General features: G+C 49.0%; 11 protein-coding genes and 1 riboswitch. Of the genes, 3 read left to right on the top strand and 8 right to left on the bottom strand.

The genetic code is table 11. From position 1 onward, the window contains the following. Positions 1-598: 598 nt before the first annotated feature. A complete protein-coding gene (locus tag ACE5KN_RS17865; RefSeq protein ID WP_375526699.1) occupies positions 599-1,969 on the bottom strand; it encodes an NCS2 family permease in 1,371 nt (456 codons plus the stop codon). Positions 1,970-1,998: 29 nt separating this feature from the next. Between ACE5KN_RS17865 and ACE5KN_RS17860 the strand changes: the two genes are divergently transcribed. Next, positions 1,999-2,145, top strand: coding sequence for a hypothetical protein (locus ACE5KN_RS17860; RefSeq protein ID WP_375526700.1), 147 nt, complete (start codon positions 1,999-2,001; stop codon positions 2,143-2,145). Continuing rightward, positions 2,123-2,222, bottom strand: a riboswitch (purine riboswitch). (Overlaps the previous gene by 23 nt.) Before the next feature lie 253 nt (positions 2,223-2,475). Then, positions 2,476-3,759, top strand: a complete 1,284-nt coding sequence (locus tag ACE5KN_RS17855) for a vWA domain-containing protein (protein ID WP_375526701.1) — start codon at positions 2,476-2,478, stop codon at positions 3,757-3,759. A 108-nt stretch (positions 3,760-3,867) separates the two neighbouring features. On the opposite strand, the gene ACE5KN_RS17850 is transcribed toward ACE5KN_RS17855, so the two are convergent. From ACE5KN_RS17850 to ACE5KN_RS17835, 4 genes are all read right to left on the bottom strand, one after another. Then, positions 3,868-4,713: a hypothetical protein gene (locus ACE5KN_RS17850; RefSeq protein ID WP_375526702.1), complete on the bottom strand. Its 846-nt coding sequence runs from the start codon at positions 4,711-4,713 to the stop codon at positions 3,868-3,870. Then, the gene (locus ACE5KN_RS17845; RefSeq protein WP_375526703.1) at positions 4,706-5,284 is read right to left on the bottom strand and encodes a sigma-70 family RNA polymerase sigma factor; all 579 of its coding nucleotides are present in this window, start codon (positions 5,282-5,284) and stop codon (positions 4,706-4,708) included. The genes ACE5KN_RS17850 and ACE5KN_RS17845 overlap by 8 nt, the downstream gene beginning before the upstream one ends. 411 nt (positions 5,285-5,695) lie before the next feature. Next, positions 5,696-7,234, bottom strand: a complete 1,539-nt coding sequence (gene guaA, locus ACE5KN_RS17840; RefSeq protein ID WP_375526704.1) for a glutamine-hydrolyzing GMP synthase — start codon at positions 7,232-7,234, stop codon at positions 5,696-5,698. Positions 7,235-7,310: 76 nt separating this feature from the next. Further along, positions 7,311-8,516, bottom strand: coding sequence for a polysaccharide deacetylase family protein (locus ACE5KN_RS17835; protein WP_375526705.1), 1,206 nt, complete (start codon positions 8,514-8,516; stop codon positions 7,311-7,313). Between the two features lie 204 nt (positions 8,517-8,720). Between ACE5KN_RS17835 and ACE5KN_RS17830 the strand changes: the two genes are divergently transcribed. Then, positions 8,721-9,368, top strand: a complete 648-nt coding sequence (locus ACE5KN_RS17830) for a DedA family protein (RefSeq protein ID WP_375526706.1) — start codon at positions 8,721-8,723, stop codon at positions 9,366-9,368. A gap of 74 nt (positions 9,369-9,442) precedes the next feature. Here ACE5KN_RS17830 and ACE5KN_RS17825 read toward each other — a convergent pair whose 3' ends face one another. The 3 genes from ACE5KN_RS17825 to ACE5KN_RS17815 form a co-directional block, all read right to left on the bottom strand. Continuing rightward, positions 9,443-10,738: an MFS transporter gene (locus ACE5KN_RS17825; protein ID WP_375526707.1), complete on the bottom strand. Its 1,296-nt coding sequence runs from the start codon at positions 10,736-10,738 to the stop codon at positions 9,443-9,445. 189 nt (positions 10,739-10,927) lie between these two features. Then, positions 10,928-11,401: a thioredoxin-dependent thiol peroxidase gene (bcp, locus tag ACE5KN_RS17820; RefSeq protein ID WP_375526708.1), complete on the bottom strand. Its 474-nt coding sequence runs from the start codon at positions 11,399-11,401 to the stop codon at positions 10,928-10,930. A gap of 42 nt (positions 11,402-11,443) precedes the next feature. After that, positions 11,444-12,232, bottom strand: coding sequence for an ABC transporter permease (locus tag ACE5KN_RS17815; RefSeq protein ID WP_375526709.1), 789 nt, complete (start codon positions 12,230-12,232; stop codon positions 11,444-11,446). Positions 12,233-12,236 lie beyond the last annotated feature (4 nt).

Here is a 12,236-nt window from a genome sequence, read left to right as displayed (position 1 = left end):
CGTCCTGAGCCAGGATCAAACTCTCCAATAAAGATGTTACGAAGTAACATCGACCTCACCGGATTTGGGTTCCACTCAGCTGAGTGAATCAAATTCGGTGAGTATATCGAAAGAGCGATTAAGCTCATTTGAATCTGACGAGATATCATATCTCAATGTCCGCTCTGGTTTTCATACAGTCATAGACATGTACCAAAAACCTTCGCGGTGGATTTTGCTTCGCAAAATCCTCTCACTCGTTGTTCAGTTTTCAAAGATCAAACTTCATCGCCGCTTCAGCTCACCGCATCAGCAACTCTTATATCTTATCATCTTCCGACCATCTTAGCAAGCACTTTTTCAAAAAAAGATTTTGCTACGCATTTTTCAATGACTCGTTTTGGCCGGAATTAGAATATAACATGAAACAGATGAGCTGACAAGAGAAAATTTAAAAAATGTTTTTTTCACCTAGCTGCAACGTGCTTTGCTTAATTCTCTCCGTATAGTTAATACACTATTCAGAGATATGGCGGAATGCGCCTCAATATTTTATCGAGAACTAAAAAACCTCCGGCGCAAGCGCATCCGGAGGCTATCTTAAGGTTGATTCAGCTTGTCATTCAGAACCCATGAACACAAAACGAATGATGACGATGACCGCGAGCACCCACATCAACCAATGTATTTTCACATTGCGCTTGGCAAAAAGATTGCCGAACAGTGCCAGAATCACGTATGTGAGAATTCCGGCAGAGATACCGTTCGCAATACTTCCTGTGAATGGCATCATTACAATGGTCAGGAAGGACGGGAATGCCAGCATGAAGTCATCCCAATCGATCTTGCGGACCTGGCTGATCATCAGCACACCCACAATAATGAGAGCAGGCGCAGTTGCGGCTGACGGCACAAGCAGGGCCAGTGGGGAGATGAACAAGGCCAGCAGGAACAAAACGCCTGTGGTTACTGCGGTGAGACCAGTACGACCGCCTGCTTCAACGCCCGAAGAGCTCTCTACGAAAGCAGTAATCGTACTTGTCCCGAGTACCGCACCGGCGCTTACGCCTACCGCATCAACGAGCATCGCTTTGCCGATTTTCTTCTCGCCCTCTGCTTTATTCTCCATGATTCCGGCGCGTGTCGCGGTTCCCACCAATGTGCCGAATGTATCAAACAGCTCCACAAATGTGAAGATGAAGATAATTTCAAACAAACCAAGGTGCAGCGCCCCTGCCAGATCCAGCTGCCCTACCGCCAGGTTATTGAAGCTGGGGAACCAGCTCGCCCCGGAAAGCGAGCTCACATTGGTTACCCCCATCGGGATGCCGATAATGGTTGTAGCGACAATCCCGATCAACAGGGCCCCTTTCACACGCAGCACCATCAGCACCGCGATAATCAGCAGGCCGATCAAAGCCAGCAAAGCATCTTTTTGCACCAACAGGTTGCCCAAAGTAAGGTTAAAGCCGGACCCAGGAACGCTGTGCGTGATATCCGTTCCAGGGTTAATGTTCACCATAACAAGGTTACAGAGCTTCAAGCCGATAATGGTGATAAACAGTCCGATCCCGACGGTAATCGCCATTTTCAGACTTTCAGGCACAGCCACCAGCAGCATCTGCCGTACTTTCGTCACAGTCAGGATCAGGAACACGATACCTGAAATGAAAACAGCGCCAAGAGCAGCCTGCCACGTAATTACTCCATTAGAGCTCAGTACGACTGTCATGAAATAAGCGTTCAAACCCATGCCAGGAGCCATGCCAATCGGCACATTGACAAACAGGCCCATCAAAATCGTAATTAAGCCTGCGCCAACCGCTGTTGCAAAAAACACGGCCTCACCAGGCATTCCTGCACCGCTTGGTCCAAGAAAGATCGTGTTTACAACCAGAATATAGGCCATGGTCATAAACGTTGTAATACCCGCAATAATTTCCGTGCGGACGTTGGTACCGTTCTCCTTTAATTTAAAGAAGCGATCCATTGTTCAAAACTCCCCTTTGATTAAAAGTCGTGAACGACAAAAAGACCCGGAAAGAATGGATTCCCCCAGGTCGTTTATGCACCGGCAAAGCGGCTTCCACTGTACTGCCGCCGCAGCAAGCAGCATCGATCCGGGAAGCGTTCAGCATACCGGATCAGTGGAGCCCTTCTTCGTAGCGAGATCATTACGGTGACCTTGTAGAGACTTCCGGGCCAATCCCCGGAATTATACGAAAGCATATCTTTATTATTGTCGTTCGTTCAAGTTTGTATCATATTCGGTATCGTTATTGTAGGCCGTGATTGGGCATATGTCAACAATAAAAACGAATGTTATTTACACATCCTTAATTAATTGTTCGGAAAATAATCTGAAAGCGCATTTTTTCTGCAAAAACCACTATCTGCAAGCGGGAAATGCTACAAATCAATTGACTTATGGAAACATTTGCCTCAGAATTTGGATAGCTATTATCAATCACCAGTTAGAGGAAGAGGCGAATCGCAATGTCAAATCCTATTGTCAGCCTGAATACAGGTCAGAACACTAGCCTTCATGAATCAGCCCAACTGCAAGTAACTATTCAATGTGCCTCAGCTCCGTCAGCGCTCGACGTCAGCTGTTTTATGGTGAACGAGAGCGGCAAAGTGCCATCGGACGACTATTTTGTTTTCTACAATCAGACTGCCGATCCGCAGCAGAGTGTGACTTTGCAGCAGATGGAAAAACTGAAATGTACTTTTTTAATTGATACGCATAAGCTTCGGCAGGCTCCTGTATCAAAATGCGTTTTTACCGCCACCCTTGAAGGGGGAACCTTCGCGCAGGTAGAGAAATGCCAAGCCATTGTCCAAGCAGGCTCCCAGCAAGTTACATATGAGATTACTCAGGCTACGCAAGAAACGGCCCTTATTTTCATTGAAATCTACAAGCACCGCGATGATCTCAAAGTACGGGCCATCGGACGCGGATTTTTCGGAGGATTGAAGCCGCTCGCTGAGTCGTTTGGTGTTGAGGTGGAGGATCCTGCTGCTGCTGAAGTGGCCGCTGCTTCGGCAGCACCGGCTCCTCCTTCCCCTGCTCCCGTCCCAAGTACAAATCCTGCACCCGCACCTGTGAATCTGAGCAAAATCGATCTGCTTAAACGAAAAGTGACGATCACTCTTGAGAAAAAGAAGCTTGAGCCAATCAAGGCACGTGTGGCTGTTGTTTTTGATGCGTCAGGCTCCATGTATCATCTGTACCGCAATGGCACTGTTCAGGAAGCCTTTGAACGTATACTGGCGATTGCTGCCACATTTGATGATAACGGCGAGCTGGATGTATGGTTTTTCGCCGAAGATTATTTGCGCGCACCGAGCGTTACGGCCAGGGACTTTGAAAATTACATTGCCCGTACCTACACTTTGGGCAGTAAAGGCGGCACGAACAATGAACCTCCGGTGATGGAGGATGTTATTCGCAAGTACACTGTGGAAGAGCCTAATGTGAGCATGCCAACGTACATCATCTTTTTCAGCGACGGCGGGGTTAGTCAGAAAAGGAAAATCTCACAGCTTATTACCAAAAGCTCCACCAAAAATCTGTTCTGGCAGTTTGTCGGTCTGGGGCAGGCCAATTACGGGGTGCTGCAAAAACTCGATGAAATGCCTGGGCGTTATATCGATAACGCTAATTTCTTTGCGCTGGACGATATATCAAGCATTAACGACGAGGAATTATATGACCGGCTTCTCAACGAATTTCCGGCATGGATCAAGGAAGCACGCGCCAAAGGAATACTGGCCTAAATTGTATAAACAATGAAGCAGGATTTCTTCCTAAAAAACAAGACGCTACCAGGCAAGCCCGGTAGCGTCTATTCGTATCTTTTCGTTTTTTATTCCCGCTTTGACGCCTCAATTTCCGGCCGGGGCCGGGCCAGCGCCTCCAACTCTACTCTTATCCACATTTTCCTTCACCTTATCGGCATCCAAGGGTTTGACCGGAGCACCAATGCTAAAGCTGTCGATGATTTTCCCGAGTGTGGCTTTGTCAAAGTCTATTCGGGAATACATTTCAACTGTAAAACCCTTCTCTTCCCAAATCACAATTCCATTGGCAAAGTAGACCGTAGTCCCGTTGATGACCTCTGTTTTCACCTCTTCGGTAGTACCGATTCCGTTTTCTCCACCTTTGGAAATCAGGAAATTAACAGCTTTATCCCCTGAATTGTATTGCACTTCGACCATGCCGGTGCCCTGGAGAACACTGTTCTCATACTTATAATCCGCCACCCAACCAGGGGCTGGGAAGTTCATTCCAAGCGCTGAACGGGCTTCATCTATTGTCAGCTTGGTCGGAGCCGACATTTGAGTGTCGCCGGATCTCACACTTTCGGCATTTTCAGATGAAGTGGAGGACGGAGAAGCAGGAGGAAGTTCCTTATCGTATTGCGTGATTTCAAGATTCCCCACCTTAAACTTTGCCAGGATGGATTGGAACATGTCCTGTGCATAGGTGGTTGTAGAAAAAGCCCCGCCCAGACAAATTGCCACACTGCCAATCACCACTGCTGTTCTCCAACTGCTTTTTTTCATCGTTATCCCGTCCTTTTCACTAGATTGAGATTTAATAGTTCCATGGTCCAGCTTGTTGATCAAGCGGTTATAGATCCTTGCTTTGGAGGTATCGCTCCCCTGTTCCGCATTCTCAAGCAGTTCTATGGTCTTGCTGAATTCTGTGAGATTATTTTTTTCATTCATTTTTGAATCCCCCCGCCTGTAAGGAAAGATGCAGTTTTTTTAGGCTTCTATACAGCACAACACCAATGTTGGACTCACTGACACCCATGATCTGTGCGATTTCTGAATTTTTCAGTCCAGCCCCATATTTCATGGCGATGATGTTACGCTCCTTCTCCCGCAGCTTGGCGAGAGCCTTGAACAGTGCCTGATTATTATCCTCGCGAATCGCCAACTCTTCAGGTGACGGCTTGGGAAAAATCAGTTCCAGCAAAGAATCCAATGAGGAGTAGTGCCTTTTCTTCTGAGCTCTGAAGTAATCTGTTACGGCATTTCTTACAATGGCAAACAACCACACCTCAAAATTGGATTTTTCCTGTGAAAAGCTGGAGTATTTGCATATCACGGTCTCAAACACCTGACTGCAAATATCCTCCGCCGCATGGTGGTTATTAATGCGATAATAAATATACTTGTACACACGTTTGAAATACGTATTGTATATTTGTGTGAATTCCTCTTTTGACATGATCGCTTCATGCGATCTTTCTGTATGCTTGTGACGATCCACTTTACCCTGGATAACTTCCATCCATACCCTCCTTCCACCATCCCTCCACCGGGCAGTTCAACAAATTGCGCAATTTGTTATGAGGGAACTCACATATGTTAATACGTAAAATGAACAAAAGCATTAACAATCTTCTGAGAAAAATTTACGATAGCAGGAATAAACCTAGTTTAGCGGCAGGAGATCGATCTATAATTCGATCCATAAATTGAAGGCCGATTTAAGCAGAATAGGGAGAAATCATACCAGTAGCGGTCAACTGAACTCGATGGCGAGGCTTTGCGGGATATGAGAAAAAAGATTCAGGGGCTAAAGGGTGGGAATGGTATCCTGAAAAAAATGATGCATTACTTCGGCGTTAATATGCCAAAAACCCGGATTCTTCTTCGAATCCGGGTCTTTAATATGCAGCTGCCTAATTTTTCAATATATTTACTCCCACTCAATGGTTGCTGGCGGTTTGGAGGTGATATCGTAAACAACGCGGTTTACATTGTCCACCTCATTGACGATCCGCACGGAGATTTTCTCCAGCACGTCCCAAGGGATGCGCGCCCAGTCGGCGGTCATGCCGTCGATGGAAGTTACAGCACGAATGCCTACAGTATAGGAATACGTACGGGCATCGCCCATAACGCCGACACTCTTCATGTTCGGCAGCGCCGTGAAATACTGCCAAATTTCGCGGTCAAGGCCCGCTTTGGCAATTTCTTCACGCAGGATATAATCCGAATCCCGGACGATGGTGAGCTTCTCCTCAGTTACCTCGCCAAGCACGCGAATCGCAAGACCCGGGCCAGGGAAAGGCTGGCGCCATACGATTTCCGCCGGCAGACCGCATTCCTCGCCAACCTTGCGGACTTCGTCTTTAAACAAGGCGTTCAGCGGTTCGATTAGCTTGAACTTCATGTTCTCAGGCAACCCGCCCACATTGTGGTGGGATTTGATCGTCTGAGCCGTTGCCGTGCCGCTCTCGACAATATCCGTATACAGGGTTCCCTGAGCAAGGAAATCAAAGTCGTCAAATTTCGCGGACTCTTCCTCAAAAACATAAATAAATTCGTTGCCGATAATTTTCCGCTTTTGCTCCGGATCGTCCACACCTGCCAGCTTCGACAAAAACCGCTCACGGGCGTCAATTTTGACAACCTTCATGTCGAATTTGCCCACAAATGTATCCATAACGCTCTCCGCTTCGCCTTTACGGAGCAGGCCATGGTCAATGAACATACAAGTCAATTGATCCCCGATGGCTTTATGGATCAGCATGGCCACGACGGAGGAATCCACACCGCCGCTCAGTGCGCACAGTACCTTTTTATCCCCTACGCGCTCGCGGATTTCCTGGATCTGATTTTCAATAAACGACTCCATCGTCCATTTGCCTGCACATCCGCACACTTCATACAGGAAATTGCTGATCATCTCATTACCGTTCACTGAGTGGCGCACTTCCGGATGGAACTGTACCGCATACAGCTTCCGTTCCTCATTGCTCATCGCGGCAATAGGTGCGCTCTCCGTACCCGCGTCCAGCTTGAAGCCTGCAGGCATTTCCGTAACATGGTCGCCATGGCTCATCCATACGGTTTGCAAGGAATCAAGCCCTTTCGCCAATGCGGCATCCTTATTGAACTGCACGTCCGCTTTGCCGTACTCACGCTTGTCCGCCCGCTCCACCTTGCCGTCAAGCTGCTGAGCCATCAGTTGCATACCGTAGCAGATTCCGAAAATCGGAATATTCAGATCATAAATGGCTTTGTCCACATGCGGAGCATTCTCCGCATATACGCTGGAAGGTCCGCCGGAGAAAACGATTCCTTTCGGCGCAAGCTCACGAAGCTTGTCCACCGGAGTATTATAAGGGAGCAGCTCGCTGTAAACACCGAGATCCCGAATTCTTCTTGCAATCAGCTGGTTGTATTGTCCTCCGAAATCGAGAACAACAACTATTTCATTAGGCTTATTCATTACCGTGCCTCCCTCAATTGTTGGATTCATTATACGCAACGACAATTCAGAACGTCAAGGAAGGCACAAGCACTTCTTAGGCCGCTGTAACTCTGTACTCCGCATGAGTAAAGTGCAGCTGATTGACCGGGCGCCCCGCCCATTTCAGCAGGTCGCGGAGCGGAATCTGAACGGCCCCGGCGCGCAGGATCACATGGATGGTTCCCGATACGCACTGGTTTGCCTCCCTGCAGCTTGTCACTTTGCCTGTATCAGCATAGATCTGCATCGTCCTGCTGTTCCATGCGGCTGTAGCCGTTTTGGAGATGGAATCCCAGGTCACCGTTCCACCCAGACGCTCAATGGCCGCCCGCAGCGATACGATGATTTGTCCCCCGTCCAGCTCATATTCCCCAAAAGCAAGTGTGGCTTCTCTATTGCCTACTTCAAGAACAAGAGGCTTCATTTCAGGAAAGAGCACTGTTTTATTCGCCAGAACATGCTCGGCGATCCATTTCGCATCAGGCGCCGGTCTTGCACTGGCCATTTTTTTCACCGGAGACTTCCAATTGGACTGATCAGGTCCCAGAACACCGAACGAATACCCTGCGGAACGATACTTTTCTATGATGAACGGAAGGGCCTTAACAGTTTCCGCCCGCGCGCCTCCATCGTGCATAAGCACAACCTTGTCTCCCGCATGGCCAATCCCCCGCACCGCTCCCGCCTCAATTTGAGCCGCCGGCACGCCCAAGCGCTTTGAATCGCCGCTGTCCACATTCCAGTCCACTACGTTATATCCTGCCTCCTGCAGCAGGTGGAAATACACTTTGTCAAAATGTCCATAGGTCCCGCCAGGAGCCCTTACCAGCTGCGGACGAAAGCCCGTAATCTCATATACGATTTCTTCTGTCTGCTTGATCTGAGTCCAGAAGGTTTTGAAATCTCCATAAAGCTCCTTGTAATTATGATTGTATGTATGATTTCCGAGGACATGGCCTTCCGCCATAATGCGGCGGACCAGCTCAGGAGAACGCTTCGCCTCCTGTCCCAGCACAAAAAAGGTTGCCGGCACCTGGTAACGCTTGAGAATATCCAGCACCTGCCCCGTGTATTTGCCCGGCCCGTCGTCAAATGTTAAATACACCGTCGGCGCGGCCTTTTTCAATTGAACAGGCTGACGGGCAGAGGATGCTGCCAACATTACTTTTTCCCCGTCATCAAACCGCGCCAAAGCCGTGAACGGAAGCACAGCCGTCAGCAGAAAAAATGCAAGCATACATACAGTCAGTTTCATTTTCATTTCCATACTCTCCTCCTACATTTTATAACCAAGTTTATTTTTGATAAAATCAAGGAAATCCGCTGTTCGTGAATGGCACCTGCGATTCAGGCCGATTTCGGAACAGCTATCTGAAAATGTAGTAGAGTATATGAAGCAGAAAATAGAAGTAGACTAGAGTTGTCATCAAATTATTTTTTGCAGATAAAGGCGGGAGTGAAGGCTATGGATGTGCTTGAATGGATCGGCCATTTATTTGAGAATTACGGATACGGTGTACTGTTCATCGGGCTGCTGCTGGAATTTATCGCCCTCCCTTTTCCCGGTGAGACAACAATGGCATACTCCGGATATCTATCCTATACAGGAGCGCTTAACTTCTATCTATTAATCGTGCTAGCGTTTTTTGGCACAACCATCGGAATGACCATCACCTATTGGATTGGCCGTAAGGCCGGGCTGCCTTTCATTCTCCGGTTCGGCAAATGGGTGTTTCTAAAACCGGACAAGCTTGAGAAAACCCAGGCCTGGTTTCAAAGGTACGGGAATGGACTTATCTTTATCGGATACTTTATCCCTGGAGTGCGGCATTTTACAGGATATTTCGCAGGCATTATCGCGCTGCCCTTCCGCAAATTTGCAGCCTACGCTTACAGCGGCGCCTTCGTCTGGGTCATCCTGTTTATCAGCATCGGCAAAATGTTCGGTCCACAGTGGGACGCTGTCTTCCATCTGACCGAAATGTACGCTGTGCGGATTATCGCAATTGCAGGCGCAGCGGTCGTGCTCATTGTTTTGTTCAGATACAGAAAGCGGTTATTCCGGCGCTTTTCACCTGTTATGTTGAAAGGGAAGGAGGGAGGCCGCGACTGAGAGAAATAATTTAAGAGAAAGGAAGCGAAATGGGTGAAAAAGAAAGGTTTGGCAAATCACGATGTGGACCCGCGCTAGCTGGCGGGTCCATTTTTTTGGATTAGAAGGCTGTTGTTCTTGTCCCTCCTCCGGAGTATGCCGTACAGCAGCACCACGACCAGAGCCGTTGCCGCGTACCCTGCTCCCCCTAACCAGCCGAGGGCGCGCGGCTCCGCAATTTCCAGCGCCATTCCCGCCGCGAACATGGAAATCCCCATCACGCTGCCGCCCCATGCGGTGGTGATGCCAAATACTCTGCCCTGCAGTCGTGGCGGGATCTCGCGCATAATAATCGTATCCACACAGATATTGCCTATCCCCCCAATAAGCGAGATCATGACATAAACCGCAGCCGCAAGCCACAACTGCTCCATTCCGCTGAGCAGCATCAGGAGCGCTCCTTCCAGCAGCAGACCCAGAAGCCCGATCCAGATCAGAGAACGCCGGAGGTATCTGGCCAGCAAAGGTCCTGCCATGAGACCAAGGCCCAATGCACCATAGAACAGCCCGACTCCCTCCTCACCGCCTCCGAATTCTTCCATCGCATACACACTGATCAAAACATTATCGATCCCGTTAAAAACGGGCACGAGCAGTTCCAACAGCAGTGCGGCCTGCAGCGCAGCCGTCCCGGCGAGAAGACTGCGCAGCAGCGGCAAGGGCAAGCGTCGTTCACCCTTAACCTCTGTCTCCTGTGTGACTTTATTGGCAGTAGTCCCTTCATGCCCTGCATCGCTGTCCACGGAAGGAAAAGCAATGCTCCTGATGATCAGCCCGGCCAGCACAAAAGAAGCCGCATTGATCATAAATGCCCAATCCGAGCCGAAAAAGGCGGCAATGATACCGCCAACAGCAGAGCCGGCAATCAGTACAACCCCTGTCATCAGCTGTTCCAGACTGTTCACCGTAAGCAGTCTTTGCGGCGCCGCCAAAACCGGGATGGCTGACTTGCGCACTGGCGCGTACATTGCTTCCCCGCAGGCCAGCAGAAAGGTACCTGTGTAAACAATCCATAAATGCTCCGGTCCGCTTACAAATAAAAAGCCCAGCGCAATCAGGCCACGCAGCACGTCGGTCCAGATCATCAATGTTTTGCGTGAAATACGGTCTGCCAGCCAGCCCCCTACAGGAGCCAGCAGCAGAAAAGGCAGCATCCGCAAGCCGAGCACCACACCCACTCCCATCCCTGACCCTGTCAGCCGAATGATCATGGCCAGCAGCGCCACCTGAAAAAAGCGGTCTCCAATTCCGTTAATGACGCCAGCGGCAAATAGCTTTGAGTACTCTTTTTCTTCCTTCACAAAATCCAAAGGCTTCAATATAAAATTCATGATCTTCGCAGCTCCTTAATCATTGCGCTTCAACTTATTTAAATGATTATTAAATTAAATATATATCTAATTAGATGATTACATCATAACTTTCCCCTGTAAAGACGTCAATCCGTTTTTTACCGGCCAAAACAAAACACCCGTATTTACAGCGAACCGCCGCAAATACGGGTGTGGACCAAACAAGCTTTAATTTTTATTCAACAGACGTATATACTCAAGAGCCTCTTCAATATGACCCTTGACCTTTACCTTGCGCCATTCGCGCACCAGTATTCCATTCTCATCAATCAGGAACGTGGAGCGCACGATGCCCATGAACTGTCTGCCGTACATTTGCTTCTGCTGCCATACCCCATAGGCTTCGGAAACCTGGTGATTTTCATCTGCCAGCAGCTCAAACGGCAAACCATACTTGGAAATAAACTTCTCGTGCTGCTTGAGCGGGTCCGCACTGACGCCCAGAATGACGGTGTTCAGCCCGCCAAACTCCTCGTGATGATCACGGAAATCACAGGCCTGTGAAGTACAGGCAGCCGTCAGATCTTTGGGATAAAAGTAGAGCAGCACCCGCTTGCCGCGGTAATCAGACAGCCTTACGTTTTTGCCGCTGCTGCCCGGCAGCTCAAAATCGGGGGCCGCATGGCCGATCTCAGTCGTCATCGTTTATCACATCCCTTTTCCTGAAGAATTCGTAAGCTCAATTTATGAACCGGCACCGCGGTAGCGCCGCACTCCATAATTCCAGGCCGTTAAACCAATGGCCAGAAATACGGCTCCCATTACAGGAGTCAGAAGCGCCATCTGTTTCATTTCCTCCTTGCCCAGGAAGAGCGATGCCGGATATACCCCGACAAAGGCAAACGGCACGATCCACGTCAGCAGCACCTGAAGCGCACGATTGTAAATCGTTACCGGGTAACGCCCATAACCCTGCACGTTGAACATCAACGGCAAAATTCCCGTGGGCGCGTCGGAGTAAAATGAAAGAGAAGTCAGCGTCGTATAAATCCCTGTATAAATCGCAACCGAGCTGATGGTAAGCACGATTAACGCCGGGATGAACCACCATTCCCATACCATATCAAGCTGCGCACCGCTGATGCTCATGATGATGAGGCCGATCACCGAACCGACCAGCGCGGGCGGGTCCACATTTTCCAGAAAAATCTGAAACAGATTATGCGCCGGCCGGGTCATGATCCGGTCCATCTCGCCTTTTACAATATAGCGTTCGCTGAAGCCCCATAAATTAATAAAACAGCTGAAAATGCCGTATGGCACCATAAAATAACCGTAAACAAAAATAACCTCACTGCGGCTCCAGCCGCCCAGACTGTCCGTATGCATGAACAGCACAAGAATAAATATCAGATTAACCGCCTGGAACAGCAGATCGGACACGACCTCCACCCAGAAATCGGCTCGGTAGGTCATGCGTGTTTTCATATAATTTTTCAGGTATTCGCCTACCAGGCCCAAATAATATCTCATCCAC

Origin of the sequence: Paenibacillus terreus (assembly GCF_042138595.1) — a bacterium.
Taxonomy (GTDB): Bacteria; Bacillota; Bacilli; order Paenibacillales; family Paenibacillaceae; genus Paenibacillus; species Paenibacillus terreus.
This window is presented reverse-complemented; position numbering and strand designations above follow the sequence as displayed.

Bases quoted from the DNA above. Each gene is read 5' to 3' on its own strand.
- ACE5KN_RS17845 (WP_375526703.1), bottom strand. From the start codon at position 5,284: ATGGAAGTTATCCAGGGTAAAGTGGATCGTCACAAGCATACAGAAAGA.
- ACE5KN_RS17835 (WP_375526705.1), bottom strand. From the start codon at position 8,516: ATGAAAATGAAACTGACTGTATGTATGCTTGCATTTTTTCTGCTGACG.
- ACE5KN_RS17855 (WP_375526701.1), top strand. From the start codon at position 2,476: ATGTCAAATCCTATTGTCAGCCTGAATACAGGTCAGAACACTAGCCTT.
- ACE5KN_RS17825 (WP_375526707.1), bottom strand. From the start codon at position 10,738: ATGAATTTTATATTGAAGCCTTTGGATTTTGTGAAGGAAGAAAAAGAG.
- ACE5KN_RS17815 (WP_375526709.1), bottom strand. From the start codon at position 12,232: ATGAGATATTATTTGGGCCTGGTAGGCGAATACCTGAAAAATTATATG.
- guaA (WP_375526704.1), bottom strand. From the start codon at position 7,234: ATGAATAAGCCTAATGAAATAGTTGTTGTTCTCGATTTCGGAGGACAA.
- bcp (WP_375526708.1), bottom strand. From the start codon at position 11,401: ATGACGACTGAGATCGGCCATGCGGCCCCCGATTTTGAGCTGCCGGGC.
- ACE5KN_RS17865 (WP_375526699.1), bottom strand. From the start codon at position 1,969: ATGGATCGCTTCTTTAAATTAAAGGAGAACGGTACCAACGTCCGCACG.
- ACE5KN_RS17830 (WP_375526706.1), top strand. From the start codon at position 8,721: ATGGATGTGCTTGAATGGATCGGCCATTTATTTGAGAATTACGGATAC.
- ACE5KN_RS17850 (WP_375526702.1), bottom strand. From the start codon at position 4,713: ATGAATGAAAAAAATAATCTCACAGAATTCAGCAAGACCATAGAACTG.